The sequence below is a fragment of the Pseudomonas sp. GD03903 genome (genome assembly GCF_029840045.1).
Classification (GTDB): Bacteria; Pseudomonadota; Gammaproteobacteria; order Pseudomonadales; family Pseudomonadaceae; genus Pseudomonas; species Pseudomonas pseudonitroreducens.
Genome location: NZ_JAOCBT010000031.1, coordinates 24,761 through 41,496, shown reverse-complemented (window position 1 = coordinate 41,496; position 16,736 = coordinate 24,761). Strand labels below are relative to the sequence as shown.

The 16,736-nt window shown below is 66.0% G+C and carries 16 protein-coding genes and 1 other RNA gene; 7 read left to right on the top strand and 10 right to left on the bottom strand.

Annotation, left to right across the window (positions count from 1 at the left end):
* Nucleotides 1-222 precede the first annotated feature (222 nt).
* Genes N5C91_RS29705 through N5C91_RS29685 form a run of 5 tightly spaced genes read right to left on the bottom strand, consistent with a single transcriptional unit; the run spans nt 223 to nt 5,061 of the window.
* Nucleotides 223-1,440, bottom strand: coding sequence for a 2-octaprenyl-3-methyl-6-methoxy-1,4-benzoquinol hydroxylase (locus N5C91_RS29705; RefSeq protein WP_279833973.1), 1,218 nt, complete (start codon nt 1,438-1,440; stop codon nt 223-225).
* A gap of 50 nt (nt 1,441-1,490) precedes the next feature.
* Nucleotides 1,491-1,973, bottom strand: coding sequence for a DUF4442 domain-containing protein (locus N5C91_RS29700; protein WP_236172014.1), 483 nt, complete (start codon nt 1,971-1,973; stop codon nt 1,491-1,493).
* Between the two features lie 4 nt (nt 1,974-1,977).
* Nucleotides 1,978-3,162 (bottom strand): 2-octaprenyl-6-methoxyphenyl hydroxylase, encoded by a 1,185-nt coding sequence (gene ubiH / locus N5C91_RS29695; RefSeq protein ID WP_279833972.1) that lies wholly within the window; start codon nt 3,160-3,162, stop codon nt 1,978-1,980.
* 1 nt (nt 3,163) lies between these two features.
* Nucleotides 3,164-4,498, bottom strand: coding sequence for a Xaa-Pro aminopeptidase (gene pepP / locus N5C91_RS29690; RefSeq protein WP_236172017.1), 1,335 nt, complete (start codon nt 4,496-4,498; stop codon nt 3,164-3,166).
* 8 nt (nt 4,499-4,506) lie between these two features.
* Nucleotides 4,507-5,061: a UPF0149 family protein gene (locus N5C91_RS29685; RefSeq protein ID WP_045213132.1), complete on the bottom strand. Its 555-nt coding sequence runs from the start codon at nt 5,059-5,061 to the stop codon at nt 4,507-4,509.
* A 182-nt stretch (nt 5,062-5,243) separates the two neighbouring features.
* Here N5C91_RS29685 and N5C91_RS29680 point away from each other — a divergent pair, with 182 nt between their 5' ends.
* From N5C91_RS29680 to N5C91_RS29665, 4 genes are all read left to right on the top strand, one after another.
* A complete protein-coding gene (locus N5C91_RS29680) occupies nt 5,244-5,453 on the top strand; it encodes a TIGR02449 family protein (RefSeq protein ID WP_017521390.1) in 210 nt (69 codons plus the stop codon).
* Complete coding sequence (locus N5C91_RS29675; RefSeq protein WP_226045820.1) at nt 5,450-5,779, top strand: cell division protein ZapA; 330 nt, start codon at nt 5,450-5,452, stop codon at nt 5,777-5,779. Before N5C91_RS29680 ends, N5C91_RS29675 begins: the two co-directional genes overlap by 4 nt.
* Nucleotides 5,780-5,811: 32 nt before the next feature.
* Nucleotides 5,812-5,990: non-coding RNA, 6S RNA (gene ssrS, locus N5C91_RS29670), on the top strand.
* 9 nt (nt 5,991-5,999) lie between these two features.
* On the top strand, nt 6,000-6,629 hold the full coding sequence (locus N5C91_RS29665) for a 5-formyltetrahydrofolate cyclo-ligase (RefSeq protein ID WP_236172357.1): 630 nt from the start codon (nt 6,000-6,002) through the stop codon (nt 6,627-6,629).
* A gap of 36 nt (nt 6,630-6,665) precedes the next feature.
* Here the strand turns inward: N5C91_RS29665 and N5C91_RS29660 are convergent, their stop codons facing one another.
* A complete protein-coding gene (locus N5C91_RS29660; protein WP_128082560.1) occupies nt 6,666-6,800 on the bottom strand; it encodes a hypothetical protein in 135 nt (44 codons plus the stop codon).
* Nucleotides 6,801-7,108: 308 nt separating this feature from the next.
* Between N5C91_RS29660 and N5C91_RS29655 the strand changes: the two genes are divergently transcribed.
* Together N5C91_RS29655 and N5C91_RS29650 are read left to right on the top strand one after the other, a co-directional pair.
* Nucleotides 7,109-7,570 (top strand): EVE domain-containing protein, encoded by a 462-nt coding sequence (locus N5C91_RS29655; RefSeq protein ID WP_236172019.1) that lies wholly within the window; start codon nt 7,109-7,111, stop codon nt 7,568-7,570.
* 44 nt (nt 7,571-7,614) lie between these two features.
* Nucleotides 7,615-9,453 (top strand): diguanylate cyclase, encoded by a 1,839-nt coding sequence (locus N5C91_RS29650; RefSeq protein WP_279833971.1) that lies wholly within the window; start codon nt 7,615-7,617, stop codon nt 9,451-9,453.
* Nucleotides 9,454-9,502: 49 nt separating this feature from the next.
* On the opposite strand, the gene N5C91_RS29645 is transcribed toward N5C91_RS29650, so the two are convergent.
* The 4 genes from N5C91_RS29645 to N5C91_RS29630 form a co-directional block, all read right to left on the bottom strand.
* On the bottom strand, nt 9,503-10,627 hold the full coding sequence (locus N5C91_RS29645) for an ABC transporter permease (protein WP_236202254.1): 1,125 nt from the start codon (nt 10,625-10,627) through the stop codon (nt 9,503-9,505).
* 3 nt (nt 10,628-10,630) lie between these two features.
* The gene (gene rbbA, locus N5C91_RS29640) at nt 10,631-13,366 is read right to left on the bottom strand and encodes a ribosome-associated ATPase/putative transporter RbbA (protein ID WP_279833970.1); all 2,736 of its coding nucleotides are present in this window, start codon (nt 13,364-13,366) and stop codon (nt 10,631-10,633) included.
* Complete coding sequence (locus N5C91_RS29635; protein WP_279833968.1) at nt 13,363-14,436, bottom strand: HlyD family efflux transporter periplasmic adaptor subunit; 1,074 nt, start codon at nt 14,434-14,436, stop codon at nt 13,363-13,365. Before N5C91_RS29635 ends, rbbA begins: the two co-directional genes overlap by 4 nt.
* A gap of 227 nt (nt 14,437-14,663) precedes the next feature.
* On the bottom strand, nt 14,664-15,071 hold the full coding sequence (locus N5C91_RS29630; protein WP_236172033.1) for a flagellar basal body-associated protein FliL: 408 nt from the start codon (nt 15,069-15,071) through the stop codon (nt 14,664-14,666).
* Nucleotides 15,072-15,233: 162 nt separating this feature from the next.
* Between N5C91_RS29630 and N5C91_RS29625 the strand changes: the two genes are divergently transcribed.
* Nucleotides 15,234-16,211, top strand: a complete 978-nt coding sequence (locus N5C91_RS29625) for an NADPH:quinone oxidoreductase family protein (protein ID WP_279833966.1) — start codon at nt 15,234-15,236, stop codon at nt 16,209-16,211.
* Nucleotides 16,212-16,736 lie beyond the last annotated feature (525 nt).

Sequence of the window (16,736 nt, the reverse complement as noted above, 5' to 3'; positions counted from 1 at the left end):
GTTTGTGTCGGGGTGTTTCGGGAGGGTGTGGCCTGGAGTCACAGGTGGGTTCGGCGCTCGTGCAAAAGCACCTCACCCCAGCCCTCTCCCAAAGGGAGAGGGAGCCGCCCGACGTCTGCGGGTATCACGGAGTCCGCCGGCAATCTCTGAACGCCCAGCTCGCGCCGATCAGTCCCCTCTTCCGGGAGAGGGTTAGGGTGAGGGGGCCGCAGGCTGCCTTGGCTAGACCCGCGCCAGCCCCGGCAGATCCCCGGAAAGCCCCAGCGCCTGGCGCACGAACACGCCCTTGGCCTCATGGTGCTTGTCCACCAGCCGCAGCCCGGCATTACGCAGCCAGCGCACGGCCAAGGGGTCGGCCTGGAACAGGCGCTGGAAGCCTTCCATCGCCGCCATCATGGCCAGGTTGTGCGGCATGCGCCGACGTTCGAAGCGGCTCAGCACCCGCTCCTCGGCGATGTTCTCGCCACGGGCGTGGGCGTGCTCGATCACTTCGGCCAGCACCGCGGCATCCAGGAAGCCCAGGTTCACGCCCTGCCCGGCGAGCGGGTGAATGGTGTGTGCGGCATCGCCGATCAGCACCAGCCCCGGCTCCACGTAGCGCTTGGCGTGGCGCTGGCGCAGCGGGATGCACAGGCGACGGTCGGCATGCTCGATAGCACCCAGGCGATGTTCGAAGGCCAGGCCCAGGGCCTTGCGGAAGCCCTCGTCGTCCAGCGCCATGAGCTTTTCCGCCTGCTCCGGGGTGGTCGACCAGACGATCGAACACCAGTGCCCGTCGCCCTCCTTCGCCAGCGGCAGGAAGGCCAGCGGGCCGTCGTCGGTGAAGCGCTGCCAGGCAGTAGCCTGGTGCGGCTTCTCGCAGCGCACGCTGGTGACGATGGCGTGGTGCAGGTAATCCCATTCGCGGGTGGCGCAACCGGCCAGGCGGCGTACGGCGGAATTCGCGCCGTCGGCCGCGACGACCAGCGGCGTGCGGATTTCGCGGCCATCGGAGAGCGTCAGCAGCCAGTCGTCGCCGGAATGGCGCAACTGTTCCAGGCGCGCATTGGGCAACAGGCCGAGGGCGGAGTCGTGCAGGCGCTCCAGCAGGGCATCCTGCACCACGCGGTTCTCGACGATATGGCCGAGCATCTCGGCATGCACGCTGGCAGCGCTGAAGTGGATCTGCCCGGTGCCGGAACCATCCCACACCTGCATCTCGCGATACGGCTCGGCACGCCGTGCAGCGATGCCGTCCCAGGCGTGCAGGCGCTGGAGAATCCGCCGGCTGGCTTCGGACAGCGCGCTGACGCGCGGTTCGAAGGGCGCTTCGCGGTCGAACGGCTTGACGCTCAGCGGCGAGCCGTCCAGCAGCAGGATATCCAGCCCGCTGCCTTCCAGGGCCAGGGCCAGCGCACTGCCGACCATTCCCGCCCCGACGATTACCAGATCCGCGTGCATGTGCGTTCCTTCTTCAGCGGCCCGCACAGCGTCGGCGCGGGCATCGAAATTCAAGCGGCCTGCCGCGCGCGCGGCTTCAACCGGACGTACAGGGTCTTCTGCACCCGCGCCACCAGGGTGCCTTGAGCGTCACGCACTTCGGCGTGCAGGCGCGGCAGGTACTTCGCGCCGCCGGCGGTGTGCTCGCGGATTTCATCGAGCAGGTGCTGGTCGATACGGAACTCGGCGTACACCGGGCCCTTGCCGGGGCTGACGAATTCGATGTTGGCGGCCTTGTCCCAGACGATGTATTCGCGCCCCAGGTTCTCCATCAGCATCAGCATGAAGAACGGGTCGGTCATGCTGTACAGGCTGCCGCCGAACTGGGTACCGACGTAATTGCGGTTGAACAGGTTCAGGCCCATCTTCACGCGGACCTCGCGGAAGTCCGCGCTGATGTGGCGCACCCGTACCCCGGCGCCGAGATACGGCGGATAGAGGTTCAGGCCGAAACGCAGCAGGCGGGCGCGGCGGGAGCTTTTGCGCAGTTCCATCCTCTCACACCGGGCGTGCGCCCAGGCCCATGGCCTGGCGGGCGAACCAGCGCTTGGCCGGCGGCAGCAGATCGAGGCCGAGCAGGCCGATGTTGCGACCGGTGGCCAGCAGCGGCTGGGCATTGGAGAACAGCCGGGTAACCCGGTCGGAGAAGCCGACGGTCATCTGCTGGTCGAGGCGCTGGCCGTCGAGGTAGCGCTGCAACACGGAGAAATCGCCCGGCGCAGCGGCTTCCTGCAACAGGCGATCGCCCAGCGCCTTGGCATCGCGCAGCGACAGGTTGAAGCCCTGCCCGGCAATCGGGTGCAGGCTGTGGGCGGCATTGCCCAGCACCACCAGGTGCGGGCGAATCTGCTCGTCGGCCTCGGTGAGGCTCAGCGGGTAGCCGTGACGTGCACCGACCTGGCGCAGGGTACCCAGGCGATAGCCGAAAGCATCCTGCAGCTCGGCGAGGAAGGCCGCATCGGGCAGCTCACGCAGGCGCTCGGCGTCATGACCGTTGCGGGTCCAGACCAGCGCGCAGCGATTTTCCGGCAGCGGCAACAGGGCCAGCGGGCCGTTCTCGGTGAAGCGCTCGAAGGCCTGTCCGCGATGGGCTTCGGACGGGCTGATGTTGGCGATCAGCGCGGTCTGCCCGTAGGACGAGGAACGTACGTTGATCCCCAGTTGCTCGCGCAGGCCGGAGCGGCCGCCGTCAGCCAGCACGGCGAGGTCGCAGTCCAGCTGCGAGTCGTCGTCCAGGGTCAGGCGGTAGCCATCGCCGAGCGTGTCCATCCGCCGCACTTCGGCCGGGCAGCGCCAGCTCACCACGTCCGGGTCCAGCGCGCGCCACAGGCACTGGCCGAGCCAGGCGTTTTCCACCACGTAGCCGAGAGCGGGAACGCCCTCTTCCACCGCCGTCAGCCGCGCAGCGCCGAAGCGCCCGCGATCGGAAACGTGGATCTGCGTGATCGGTTCGGCGCGCTGCGCTATCTGCTGCCAGAGCCCGAGGCGCTCGTAGATCTGCCGGCTGCCGAAGGACAGCGCCGAGGAGCGCGCGTCATAGCTGGGCTGGTAGGCATCGCCGGGGGCGAAGGGCTCGACCAGCACGATCTGCCAGCCGCGCGCGCGGGCGCCGGCCTGGAGAATCAGCGCAAGGCTTGCGCCAACGAGTCCGCCACCGATGATGGCCAGTTGCGTACGTTGCATGTCAGGCGGCCTGGGCCCTGGCCTCGGCCATCAGCGCTTCGATCTCGGCGACGGTCTTCGGCACTCCATTGGTCAGCACTTCGCAGCCGGTCCTGGTCACCACCACGTCGTCTTCGATGCGCACGCCGATGCCGCGCCACTTCTTAGGCACGTCGGTGTTGTCCGGGGCAATGTAGATACCCGGCTCGACGGTCATCGCCATGCCCGGCTCGAGCACGCGCCATTCGCCGCCGACGCGGTACTCGCCGACGTCGTGCACGTCCATGCCCAGCCAGTGGCCGGCGCGGTGCATGTAGAAGGCCTTGTAGGCTTCGCGCTCGATCAGTTCGTCGACGTCGCCCTTGAGCAGACCCAGTTCTACCAGCCCGGCAGTGATGACCCGCACGGTGGCCTCGTGGGCTTCGTTCCAGTGGCGGCCCGGAGCGATGTAGTCGAAGGCCGCCATGTTGGCGTCCAGCACCAACTGGTAGATGGCCTTCTGCTCGGGGCTGAAGGTACCGCTGGCGGGGAAGGTGCGGGTGATATCGCTGGCGTAGCAGTCGATCTCGCAGCCGGCGTCGATCAGGATCAGGTCGCCGTCCTTGATCTGCGCGTCGTTCTCCCGATAGTGCAGGATGCAGGCGTTGCGGCCGGTGGCGACGATCGAGCCATAGGCCGGCATCTTTGCGCCGCCCAGGCGGAAGGCGTATTCCAGCTCGGCTTCCAGGTGGTACTCGTATAGGCCCGGACGGCAAGCCTGCATGGCGCGGATGTGGGCGCCGGCGGAAATTTCCGCGGCGTAGCGCATCACCTTCACCTCGCCGGCGCTCTTGTACAGGCGCTGGTCGTGCAGCAGGTGGTCGAGGGCGACGAACTCGTTCGGCGGCTGCGCACCCTGGCGCGCCTTGGAGCGAATGACGTTGATCCACTCCATCAGCCGGCGGTCGAACTCCTGGTTGGCGCCCAGCGCGTAGTACACGCGGTCGCGGCCTTCGATCAGGCCCGGGAGGATGTCGTCGATATCGCCGATGGGGAAGGCATCGTCGGCGCCGAAAGCGCTGATGGCACCGTCCTGGCCAGCGCGCAGGCCGTCCCAGAGTTCACGCTCCGGATCGCGCTCGCGACAGAAGAGTACGTACTCGCCGTGCTCGCGGCCGGGGATCAGCGCCATCACCGCTTCCGGCTCGGGGAAGCCGGTGAGGTACTGGAAGTCGCTGTCCTGGCGGTAGACGTGCTCGACGTCGCGATTGCGGATGTACATCGGCGCCGCCGGGAGAATGGCGATGCTGTTGGGTTCCATCTGCGCCATCAGCGCCTTGCGACGACGGGCGTATTCCGACTTGGCGATACGGATCATGCGCGACCTCAATGCAGGGAGGGTTTCTCGGCCGGTGCCGGGACCTTGCCGAACTCGGAAAACAGCAGCAGCGGGGCGACGCGCAGGTACTCCTGCACTTCCATGTAGTCGGCCTCGCCATCTTCGGATTCTTCCAGCTGGCCGCCGACCTGGGCGATGGCGGCGATGTCCTGCAGCACTTCGTCGGCTTCATCCGACAGGCTGGGGGCGCGCAGCGCCAGGCCGAAGCCGGCGAGGAAGCCCTGGCACCACTGGCCCAGGGCGGTGGCACGCTCCAGCAGCGGCTCGTCGTCGTTGGGCAGCATCAGCACCACGGCCATCTCGCCCTGGCTGAAGTCCTGCTGGACCATGCCCAGCAGGCCGCCCAGCGCTGCACCCAGGCGCTCGCCCGGCTCGCCGCCGAGCAGCTCACCGGCGGCCTGCAGCCACTCGCCCTGGTCAAAGCCGGACCCGGCGCAGACGCGGCCGAGCAGGTGGCCGTGCAGTTCGGCGGGGGAAATCGGCAGGGCAGCCTCGGCGAGCAGGGCGGCGAAAGCGGTGTAGGCGGAGCTGGAAGTGGACATGATCGAACCCGGATGACGGCTAGGCGCCATCAGGCGCCGCGCATAGAATATGGTCCGTTATCCTAGCACCGGCGCACACCGCAAGACCATGTGACGACGCGTCGGGCAGCCGTGCGTTGACCCACCCCCACGGCAGTCCTATATAGTTCTCGATTACTTAAGCAACTCCCAAGCGAGAGCCCATGGAAGACGCCGACCTGCACGCGCTGATCGCCAAGTTCGACCTGCTGCTCCAACGCCTGGAACAGCTCAAGGCCGAGAACCGGCTGCTGCGGGCGAACGAGAAAAGCTGGCGGGAAGAACGCGCCCATCTGATCGAGAAGAACGATTTGGCTCGGCAGAAGGTCGAAGCGATGATTTTGCGTCTTAAAGCCCTGGAGCAGGACTCATGAGCCAGTCGAACACCCTGAACGTCCAAATCCTCGACAAGGAGTACTGCATCGCCTGCCCTCCGGACGAGCGCGTCAACCTGGAAAGCGCCGCGCGCTACCTGGACAGCAAGATGCGCGAGATCCGTTCCAGCGGCAAGGTCATCGGTGCCGACCGTGTCGCCGTGATGGCCGCCCTGAACATTACCCACGACCTGCTGCACAAGCAGGAGCGCGTGGAGCAGGACAGCGGCTCGACCCGCGAGCGCGTGCGCGAACTGCTCGAGCGCGTGGACCGCGCCCTGACGACCGATCCCCTTACCACCGATAAGGAACAGGGTGAAGTCTGACCAGGGAAATTTCCTTGGGGTATAATCCGTCTCGCTCCCTGGTGTGTTTGCCAGTCGGTGATGTCCCTGAGCCGATAATTGCAACAACGGGGGTTGCCAGTTGGGCTGGTGTGCATGTCCGCACGACGGAAAGCCTTAAAGCCTACTGCAACCACCACCTTGAACTCTCGGGTTCAAGGGCTAACCCGACAGCGGCATGTCCGGGGAGCTTTACCCTTCCATGATCCACGCAGATTCTCTCTCCCGCCCTGCCCTGCGCCGCCAGCTGCGCCAGGCCAGACGCGCACTCAGCCCCCTCCAGCAACGCCGAGCCGCCCAGGCTCTGTATCGCCAGCTCGCACAGCATCCGCTGTTTCGCCGGGCGAAGCATATTGCGTTGTATTTGCCGGCTGACGGCGAAATCGACCCGCGCCCGTTGATGCAGGCGGCGCAGAAACGCGGCAAGGCAACCTACCTGCCGGTGCTCTCGGACTGGCCGCGCACGCACATGACCTTCCAGCAGGTAGGGATCGGCGAGCGCTGGGTGCGCAACCGTTTCAACATTGCCGAACCGCAGGCCGACCGTCGGCGCCAGCGCCCAGCCTGGGCACTGGACCTGCTGCTGCTGCCGCTGGTGGGCTTCGATCCACAGGGCGGGCGCCTGGGGATGGGCAAGGGGTTCTACGACCGGACCCTGGCATACCTGGGAATGCGCAAAAATTGGCAGAAACCGACGCTATTGGGCCTGGCGCATGAATGCCAGAAGGTCGATAGGCTGGAGCTGGCGAGCTGGGATGTGCCGCTGATGGGCATAGTGACGGACGGCGGCTGGTATGGCCGTCTCGCGACGGAATCGCGTTCCTTGCGATAGCCGTGGCGATGGCAGCGCGGATTCCAGGCGACTGGATCAGGGCTGCTGGGTGACCTGCACCGGGGCATTGCCCTGGCGTTGTTCCCACAGACTCTGGGTGTAACCGGTAGTGACGACACCCAGACCGAAAAGTATTACCAACACCCACAAAAGATCAGGCTTGCGTTTCATCGATTGCCTCCCCCTTCCAGGCAAACTGTCAACGATGGCCGGCGGTGGTTTTTTTATCCGTCCGGCAGGCCAAGCTAAAAACGGCGGCATTCTCCGACAATGAAAAGCTTCTCGCAATTCTGACGCCAACCGATCGTCGGAGGAGCAGCCGTCCCCAAAACTTCCGGCACTTTCAGGCAATCTTCATGCCGGCATTCCTACATCTTCTTCCTACAATTTGTTTCCAGCGAGCCGGCAGCTTGTCGCAGGGAACCGCCTACCCTTGGTAAAAACATCACGACCCGCCACGCACAAGGAGACCCTCGCGGATGGCACGCGCTTACTGGCTGATGAAATCCGAGCCCGATGAACTCTCGATCCACGACCTGCAGCGCCTGAAAACAGCGCGCTGGGATGGCGTGCGCAACTACCAGGCACGCAACTTCATGCGCAGCATGCAGCCGGGCGACCTGTTCTTCTTCTACCACTCCAGTTGCCCGGAGCCGGGCATTGCCGGCATTGCCGAGATTCAAGGCGAGGCCTACCCGGACCCGACCGCCCTTGACCCGAAAAGCCACTACCACGACCCCAAGGCCAGCGACCAGAAGAACCCCTGGACAGCCCGTGACGTCGGCTTCGTCGAAGCCTTCCGCTCGGTGCTGCCGCTGGGCACGCTCAAGGCACAGGCCGGACTGGAGGAAATGCCGCTGGTGCAGAAAGGCAGCCGTCTGTCGGTCATGCCGGTCACTGCCGAACAGTGGGCGATCGTCGTCGGCCTGGCGCACAAGTAGAGGCACTGTGCTATTAGGTTACTGAAGCCCCCGGAACTCGCCCCATGCACCGCCTTCAGTCCTCACTAGCTACCTACCTCGGGCTTGGCGGTCTGCTCTGCGTGCTGCTGCTTTCCAGCGCCTGGCTCGGCAGGGAGCTGGCGAGCAGCGAACGGCAGCGCGTCCAGGAGCGCCTGACCTACCAGGGTCGCAGCCTGGCGCACCAGCTCGAGGCCAACCTCCACGAGCAGGTGCAGGGCCTGGACCTGCTCGCCCAGTTGTGGACCCACCACGGCCGCATGCCCCGTGCCGAATGGGAGCTGGACGCGCGCTTCTATGTACGCAGCTTCCCCGGCTACCAGTCGATCCAGTGGTCCGATCCGGACTTGCGCATCCGCTGGCTGGAGCCGCTGCAGGGCAACGAGGCGGCGCTGAACTTCCACCTCACCGAGCAACACCCGAACTACGCCACCGCCATGGCCGCGCGCGACAGCGGCAAGTCACGCCTGAGCGATAGCGTGGAGCTGCTCCAGGGTGGACGTGGCTTCGTGCTCTACACCCCGGTGTTCATTCGCGATGCCAGTCATCAACTGCGCTTCGACGGCTTCATGCAGGGCGTCTTCCGCGTTGGCAACCTGATGGACCACCTGATCCAGCAGGCCGACAACCACCTGTTCAGCGTACGCCTGCTGGAGCATGGACAACCGATCTACGTGCGCGAGCAACCCGACAGCAATGCCGGGCAGACCTTGCGGGTGCCGCTGCGGCTGCTCAACAACCGCAGCTTCGAACTGGAGCTCAGCCCCACTTCGGCGCTCGTGCAGTCACTCTCCACCCCCTTGCCGATGGTGGTGTTCAGTGGCGGCGTGGCCATCAGCCTGCTGCTGGTGGCGGCGTTGTTCCTCGCCCGCGAGAACGCCCGCCGCGCCACCGCACTGAGCGCCAGCAACCAGTTGCTCAACCAGGAAGCGGAGCAACGCCAGTCGGTGGAGGCGCACCTGCGTGACAGCCGCGAACGCCTGCAACTGGCGCTCGACCTCACCGACTCCAGCCGCGACGCGCTGTTCATCTTCGACCTGCAGCAACGCGAGTTGCTGCACATGAACCGCGCCACCTACAGCGGCCTGGGCTACAGCGCCGAGGACTTCCGCCACCTGCTGCGCGACGATCCGGAGCGGCTGATCCCCGGCTTCCACGCCTGGATCCAGCTGGTGCAGCAGGCGCACCGGCTGAACCTGTCGATGATCTTCCAGCGCGAGATGCAGGGCCGCGACGGCAGCCTGCAACCGGCGGAAATCAACACCCAGCTGATCCACCAGGGCGACCGCGACTACCTGATCGCCGTGGCCCGCGACAACAGCGAACGCCTGCAACTGGAGGCGCAGTTGCACAAGCTCTCGCAGCAGGACGGCCTCACCGGCCTGTTCAACCGCCGCTACTTCGACCGCCAGCTGCAGAGCGAGTGGCGCCGCCTGCGCCGGGCCGACGCGCCGCTGGCGGTGCTGATGCTCGACGTCGACCACTTCAAGCGCTTCAACGACTGCCTCGGCCACCTGGCCGGCGACGACGCCTTGCGGCGGGTTGCCAGTTGCCTGCAGGACTGCTTGCAGCGCGAGGGCGACGTAGCCTGCCGCTATGGCGGCGAAGAGTTCGTGATCATCCTCACCGACACCGGCGCAGAGGGCGCCGGGCATGTCGCGGCCCGCATCCACCAGCATGTGGCGGAACTCGCCATCGCCCATCCGGCGGCAGAGCTCGGGCGACTGACCGTGAGTATCGGCCTGGCCATCGCCACGCCGGGCCAGGACGCCGAGCCGGACCAGTTGATCGCCCAGGCCGACCGGGCGCTCTACGCGGCCAAGCACAAGGGACGGAATCAGACCTGCGTGTGGCCGGTGGAGTGAATGACTTCGTAGTAGCGAGCAAGCTCGCTCCTACGAAGTGCAGCAGGAGTCAGGCCATCTGCCCGATGGTCCGACGGAAGCGCCACAGCGCGCCGCTGAAGAACGCCGCACCAATCCCGACAATGGCCAGCAGCTGCGGCCAGACGATGGACAGGTCGGCCCCACGATAAAGAATCGCCTGGGCCAGGCTGACGAAGTGCGTGGTCGGCGCCGCCAGCATGATGTACTGCACCAGCTCCGGCATGCTCTCGCGCGGCGTGGTACCACCGGAAAGAATCTGCAGCGGCATCAGTGTGAGGATCACCAGCAGGCCCAGCTGCGGCATCGAGCGCGCCACGGTGCCGAGGAAGATGCCCATCGAAGTGGTGGCGAACAGGTGTAATGCCGCGCCCAGCAGGAACAGCCCCACCGAGCCGCTGATCGGCACGTCCAGCCAGCCGCGTACCACCAGCTGCAACGAGATCGCCGCGGCCACCAGCACCACGGCGCCCATGGACCAGACCTTGGCCATCATGATCTCGAAGGCGGTCAGCGGCATTACCAGCAGGTGCTCCACCGTACCGTGCTCGCGCTCGCGGATCAGCGCGGCGCCGGTGAGGATGATCGACAGCATGGTGATCTGGTTGATCACCTCCATCACCGCGCCGAACCAGGCCTGGGTCAGGTTCGGGTTGAACTCCATGCGCACCGCCAGCTCCGCCGGCATCGCCGACTCGGCGCGGTAGCGGCTGACGAACTCGCGCACCTCGGTGCCGACGATGTTCTGGATGTAGCCGGCGCCGGAGAAGGCCTGGCCGGTCTGCGTCGCATCGACGTTGACCTGGATCGCCGGCTGCCGCCCGGCCAGCACGTCGCGCTGGAAGTCCGGCGGGATGTCCAGGGTAAAGGTGTACAGGCCGACATCCATGCCCCGGTCCATCTCCGCGTGGCCGATCATCTCCGGGGGGCGGAAATACGGCGGCTGGAAGGCGTTGACGATGCGCGAGGAGAGTTGCGACTGGTCCTCGTCGACAATCGCGATGGGCGCGTGGTGCAGGGTTTCCGGCACGCCGGTGGCGGAGCTGTAGACGCCCAGGGTGAAGGCCCAGGCGATCAGGATCAGCATCGCGTAGTCGCGGCCCAGGCTGCGGAATTCCTTGATGCCGAGGTTGAAGATGTTCGCCAGCTTGTTCATGGCTCAGTCCTCCTGCTTCTTCAGGCAGGCCACGCTGAGCAGCGTCAGCACCACGATCATCGCCGCCAGCGGCAGGTAGTAGATCCACAGGTCGGGGAAGCCCAGTGCCTTGGAGAAGGCGCCACGACTGATGACCAGGAAGTGCGAGGTCGGGTAGAGCTGGCCGATGAAGGCCGCCGCGCCTTCCAGCGACGACACCGGATGGATCAGCCCGGAGAACTGGATCGCCGGGATCATGGTGGCGATCGCGGTGCCGAAGACTGCCGCGATCTGGCTCTTCATGAAGGTCGAGAGCAGCAGGCCCAGCCCCGTGCTGGTCACCACGTAGAGGAAGGCGCCGACCAGCAGCGCGGGGAAGCTGCCCTTGAGCGGCACCTGGAACAGCAGCACGGCCATCGCCAGCATCAGCACGAAGTTGATCATGCCCATACCGATGTAGGGCAACTGCTTGCCCAGCAGGAACTCCAGGCGCGTGACCGGCGTGACGTAGAGGTTGGTGATCGAGCCCAGCTCTTTCTCGCGGACCACGCCCAGGGCGGTGAGCATCGCCGGGATCATGATCAGCAGCAGCGGGATCACCGCCGGCACCATGGCTTTCAGGCTCTCGACGTCCGGGTTGTAGCGGTAGCGCACCTCGGTGCTTGCGGCCGCGCTGGCGGCGGCGCTGCCATTCTGGCGCGCCAGGTCGGCGAGGTAGCTGGCGTGCAGCCCCTGCACGTAGCCGAGCACAGTATTGGCACGGGTCGGCATGGCGCCGTCGATCCACACGCCGATGGCCGGGTCGGCGCCACGCTTGAGGTCGCGACCGAAGTTCGGCGGGATCTCCACCGCCAGGCTGATGTCGCCGCTGCGCAGGCGTCTCTCCAGATCATCCGGGTCCTGGATCGCCTGCTTCTCGATGAAGTAGCGCGAGCCGGCGATATTCAGCGCATAGGCCTGGCTGGTGGTGGTCTGGTCGCGGTCGAGCACGGCGTAGGTGAGGTCCTCGACATCCATGTTGATGCCGTAGCCGATGATGAACATCAGCAGCGCGGTTCCCACCAGCGCCAGGGTCAGGCGGATCGGGTCGCGGCGCAGCTCCATGGCCTCGCGCCGGGCGTAACTGAACAGGCGCAGCCAGCTGAAGCGATCGGAGCCCTTGTAGCGCGTGGATTCAGTGGTCGGCTCCGGCGCAGGGACCGTTTCCGGCACTGGCGCGCTGCCAGCGGCTTCTTCCAGATACGCGATGAAGGTGGCTTCCAATGTGGGCAGGCCGCGCTTGTCGATCAGCCCCTGCGGTGTGTCGCTGTCGAGCACCTTGCCGGCGTGCATCAGCGAGATGCGGTCGCAGCGCTCGGCCTCGTTCATGAAGTGGGTGGAGATGAAGATGGTCACGCCATCGTTGCGCGACAGCTCCACCATCAGCTCCCAGAAGCCATCGCGGGCCACCGGGTCAACGCCCGAGGTGGGCTCGTCGAGGATCAGGATTTCCGGCTTGTGGATCACCGCCACGGCCAGCGACAGGCGCTGGCGAATGCCCAGCGGCAGGCTGTCGGGCAGTTCGTTGCGGACCTTGCCGAGGTCGAAGCGCTGGAGCATTTCCTCCACGCGCGGGCCGATCTGTTCAGGCGGCAGGTGGAAGAGTTTCGCATGCAGTTCGAGGTTCTGCAGCACCGTCAGCTCGGCGTACAGCGAGAACGCCTGGGACATGTAGCCCACGCGCCGGCGAGTCTCCATGTCGTTGGCGTTGACCGGCTGGCCGAACAGTGCGCAGGTGCCTTCGCTGGCCGGCAACAGGCCGGTGAGCATCTTCATGGTGGTGGACTTGCCGCAGCCGTTGGAACCGAGGAAGCCGAAGATTTCCCCGCGCTCGATGCGGAAGCTCACGTGATCCACCGCGACGAAGTCGCCGAAGCGGCAGGTCAGCCCCTCGGCTTCGATGGCTATCTGCGGTGCACCGTCATGCTGCTGGCGAGGCGGAATGACCAGCTTGTGGTGGCCGGCGCGCTTGCTCTCGGGCAGCAGCGCGATAAAGGCTTCCTCAAGGTTCTGCGTCGATGTCTGTTCGCGCAGCTCGGCGGGCGTCCCGGTGGCGAGCACCTTGCCCTCGTCCATCGCCACCAGCCAGTCGAAGCGCTCGGCCTCCTCCATGTAGGCGGTGGCCACCAGCACGCTCATGCCTTCGCGACCGGCGCGGATACGGCCGATCAGTTCCCAGAACTGGTTGCGCGACAGCGGATCGACGCCGGTGGTGGGCTCGTCGAGGATCAGCAGGTCAGGATCATGGATCAGCGCGCAGCACAGCCCGAGCTTCTGCTTCATGCCGCCGGACAGTTTGCCCGCCGGCCGCTCGGCAAAAGGCGCCAGCCCGGTGCTCTGCAGCAGGTCGGCGATGCGCCGCTCGCGCTCAGCCTTGTCGTGGCCGAACAGGCGACCGAAGAAATCGACGTTCTCGAACACCGAGAGCGTCGGGTAGAGGTTCTTGCCCAGGCCCTGGGGCATGTAGGCAATCCGCGGGCACACGGCGCGGCGGTGGCGTACATCGCGCATGTCGCCGCCGAGCACCTGGATTTCACCGTCCTGCATTTTCCGCGCACCGGCCAGCAGCGCCAGCAGGCTGGACTTGCCGACGCCGTCCGGGCCGATCAGGCCGACCATGCGATTGGCCGGGATCTCCAGGGTCACGTCGTCCACTGCGCGGGTCTCGCCATAGCGCAGCGAGACGCCAGCCAGACGGGCCACGCAGGCGGCGGCGTTCATTGCGGGACCTTGATCTGCAGGTCAGCCGGCCATTCCACCTGCGGGTCGAGGCGCATGTAGGCCATGCCCGGCACGCCGGTCTTCACGTAGGTGATGTACTTCTCCAGCAGGCCCGGATCGAGGCGCGCCTTGACCCGGAACATCAGCTTCTCGCGCTCGTTGGCGGTCTCCACGGTCTTGGGTGTGAACTGCGCGACGCTGGCGACATAGGACACTTTCGCCGGGATCACGTACTCCGGCACCGCATCGATCACCAGGTGCACTTCCTGGCCCAGCTCGACCTTGCCGGCCTGGCCCGAGGGCAGGAAGAAGGTCATGTAGACATCGGCCAGGTCGACCATATTGAGCAGCTTGCCGCCAGCCGGCAGGACTTCGCCCGGCTGCGCCACGCGGTACTGCACGCGGCCGTTGCGCGGGGCCTTGAGGTCGCTGTCGTCGATATCCGCCTGCAGGCGCACGGTGCTCGCGGTGGCGGCCTCGATGGCCGACTGCGCCTCGATCACCTGGGAGCTGGCGGCAGCGATACTGGCCTGCGCCGAAATGACCTGGGAGCGCGACGCGGCCAGCGCCGCCTGGGAACTCTGCAGGGCAGCGCGGTCATCGTCGAGTTGCTGTTGCGGCAGGGCGTTGCGCTTGACCAGTTGCTCGGTGCGGGTGAAGCGCTTCTGCGCGGCGGTCAGTTCGGCCTGGCGCTGGGCGACCATGGCTTCGGCGGTGGCCTTCTCGCTGTGCCGCTGGGCCACCAGCGATTGCGCGGTGAGCTTGGCGTTCTGCGCCCGCCGCACTTCGGCCTCGGCCTGCGCCAGCTGGGCCTTGAGTACCTGGGTATCCATGCGCGCGACGACCTGCCCGGCCGTCACGAAATCGCCTTCGTCCACCAGGATTTCGGCCACGCGACCGGGAAGCTTGGTGGCCACATCCACCTCGGTGGCCTCGATGCGCCCATTACCGCTGGCGAAACCTTCGGGGAGGCCCGTCGGCTTGAACGTCTGCCAGGCCAGCGCGGCGAGCACGGCCACCACCAGCACCGCGAGACCGCGGGTGCGCCAGCTTTTTGCGTTTCCTGTCATCCGATTTCCCCTTGCTCAAACGCTCGAATTCGAGCGGATCATGAGGGGATGTTCGGCGACCAGCAGCAAACGGGGTTTGATTCAGGTCAGGCACGCGCCGGAAATTTCCTACGCGCCTTGTGAGACGGGGCTTTCAGCCCGGCATTGCGGCGAGCAGCCGCAGCCGGAACAACAGAGCGCCTGCCGTATGCAGATGAGCCGCGCTCATGCAGGCGCCGTTTGGGCGATCAGGGCTGGACGATCAGGTTGTTGAACAGCAGGTCGTCCACCAGCGGCTTGCCCTCTTCCTGCTGGAGTACGCCCTGCACTTGCTTGAGGGCTTCCTGGCGCAGCTTCTCCTTGCCATCGACGCTACCGAGGGAGTCGTCGGTCTGCTGGGCGAAAAGCATCACCAGTTGGTTGCGAATCAGCGGCTCGTGGTGCTCGACCTTCTCCGAGGCCTCCTTGCCGGTGACCTTCAGCGCGATATCGGCCTTGAAGTACTTCAGGCGCGGGCCACTTCCGTAATTGCCCACCAGCGCGGGGGTGAGGTCAATGAACACGGGCTTGTTGGCGTCCTCCGGCTTGGCCTCTTCTTCGGCGGCAAGGAAAGGGCTGAAGGAAATGACCAGCAACAGGGCAAGGAAAGCTCTCAAGGCGATGTCTCCGGATTCGATGGGCAAAGGATAGCCACTGTCGCGCCGCCGCCCAAGCTATATCGGGGCATAAGCCCAGGCCATGGTGATTTGCCCCCTGTGCCTGCGCTCCTACACTGGCCCTCTACTCACAAAGAAGAACCTCCAACGGAGTACGTCCTCATGAAAGCCGTGCTGTGCAAAGCCTTCGGCCCCGCCGAAACCCTGGTGCTGGAAGACATCGCCAGCCCCGAGCCGAAGAAGAACGAAGTCCTGCTGCAGGTTCACGCCGCCGGGGTGAACTTCCCCGACACGCTGATCATCGAGGGCAAGTACCAGTTCAAGCCGCCCTTCCCGTTCTCTCCGGGTGGCGAGGCTGCCGGCGTGGTCGGCGCGGTCGGTGAGAAGGTCAGCCATGTGAAACCCGGCGACCGCGTGATGGCGCTGACCGGCTGGGGCAGCTTCGCCGAGGAAGTGGCGGTGCCCGGCTACAGCGTGATGCCGATCCCGGACGGTATGGACTTCGCCAGCGCCGCCGCCTTCGGCATGACCTACGGCACCTCCATGCACGCGCTCAAGCAGCGCGCCAACCTGCAGCCGGGCGAGACCCTGCTGGTGCTCGGCGCCTCCGGCGGCGTGGGCCTGGCCGCGGTAGAAATCGGCAAGGCCATGGGCGCCAAGGTGATCGCCGCCGCCAGCAGTGAGGCCAAGCTGGAAGTGGCCAAGGCCGCCGGCGCCGACGTGCTGATCAACTACAGCGAAGGCAGCCTGAAGGACAAGCTGAAGGAAATCACCGGCGGCCAGGGCGTGGACGTGATCTACGATCCGGTCGGCGGCGAGCTGTTCGAGGAAGCCTTCCGCTCCATCGCCTGGAATGGCCGCATGCTGGTCGTCGGCTTCGCCAGCGGCACCATCCCGGCGCTGCCGGCCAACCTCACCCTGCTCAAGGGCGCCTCCCTGGTCGGCGTGTTCTGGGGCTCCTTCGCCCAGCGCCAGCCGCAGGACAACGCCGCCAACTTCCAGCAGCTGTTCAAGTGGTTCGCCGAAGGCAAGATCAAGCCGCTGGTGTCGCAGACCTTCCCGCTGGAGAAAGCCGCCGACGCGATCAACCACCTGGGCCAGCGCAAGGCGGTGGGCAAGGTGGTGGTGACGGTTCGCTGATAGCTTCCCGGCGACATGAAAAAGCCCCGCTCAAGCGGGGCTTTTTTCATTCTGCCGCTCCTACAGGGGAATCCGGCGTTGAGCGATTCGCGAGCAAGCTCGCTCCTACGAAGAGCCCCATTTCACCGGCTTTGGCTTTGGCTTTGGCTTTGGCTTTGGCTTTGGCTTTGGAGAGATTTCCAGAGAAACATCCACGCACTCCGAAGGGCCCCGTTCAGGAGGCCTCGTTGAAGCGGAGTTTCAGGGGTTGAGCGGCATGGATGCCGCGAGAGCCGCGATGGGCCAGGGATGGCCCGTCGTGGGGGGACGCCTAGTTCGGGCCCCTGAAACTTCGCTTCAACGAGGGCATTTTTCGCCTAAGCGAAAAACCGGATGTCCGGGGCAAGACCTTTGCCTCCTTTGGGTGGGGCGGCCATCCGTCGTTTGCCAAAGGAGGTCGCCCGAGGGGGCGAAACAAGGAGCCCAAGCGCACGCCGGCGCGGCGCAGGAAACCTAGGCGCGAGGCAGGCACATCGCGGACGCAGT

Coding starts and splice junctions, on each gene's coding strand:
- N5C91_RS29705 (WP_279833973.1), bottom strand. CDS start 1,440: ATGCACGCGGATCTGGTAATCGTCGGGGCGGGAATGGTCGGCAGTGCG.
- N5C91_RS29700 (WP_236172014.1), bottom strand. CDS start 1,973: ATGGAACTGCGCAAAAGCTCCCGCCGCGCCCGCCTGCTGCGTTTCGGC.
- ubiH (WP_279833972.1), bottom strand. CDS start 3,162: ATGCAACGTACGCAACTGGCCATCATCGGTGGCGGACTCGTTGGCGCA.
- pepP (WP_236172017.1), bottom strand. CDS start 4,498: ATGATCCGTATCGCCAAGTCGGAATACGCCCGTCGTCGCAAGGCGCTG.
- N5C91_RS29685 (WP_045213132.1), bottom strand. CDS start 5,061: ATGTCCACTTCCAGCTCCGCCTACACCGCTTTCGCCGCCCTGCTCGCC.
- N5C91_RS29680 (WP_017521390.1), top strand. CDS start 5,244: ATGGAAGACGCCGACCTGCACGCGCTGATCGCCAAGTTCGACCTGCTG.
- N5C91_RS29675 (WP_226045820.1), top strand. CDS start 5,450: ATGAGCCAGTCGAACACCCTGAACGTCCAAATCCTCGACAAGGAGTAC.
- N5C91_RS29665 (WP_236172357.1), top strand. CDS start 6,000: ATGATCCACGCAGATTCTCTCTCCCGCCCTGCCCTGCGCCGCCAGCTG.
- N5C91_RS29660 (WP_128082560.1), bottom strand. CDS start 6,800: ATGAAACGCAAGCCTGATCTTTTGTGGGTGTTGGTAATACTTTTCGGT.
- N5C91_RS29655 (WP_236172019.1), top strand. CDS start 7,109: ATGGCACGCGCTTACTGGCTGATGAAATCCGAGCCCGATGAACTCTCG.
- N5C91_RS29650 (WP_279833971.1), top strand. CDS start 7,615: ATGCACCGCCTTCAGTCCTCACTAGCTACCTACCTCGGGCTTGGCGGT.
- N5C91_RS29645 (WP_236202254.1), bottom strand. CDS start 10,627: ATGAACAAGCTGGCGAACATCTTCAACCTCGGCATCAAGGAATTCCGC.
- rbbA (WP_279833970.1), bottom strand. CDS start 13,366: ATGAACGCCGCCGCCTGCGTGGCCCGTCTGGCTGGCGTCTCGCTGCGC.
- N5C91_RS29635 (WP_279833968.1), bottom strand. CDS start 14,436: ATGACAGGAAACGCAAAAAGCTGGCGCACCCGCGGTCTCGCGGTGCTG.
- N5C91_RS29625 (WP_279833966.1), top strand. CDS start 15,234: ATGAAAGCCGTGCTGTGCAAAGCCTTCGGCCCCGCCGAAACCCTGGTG.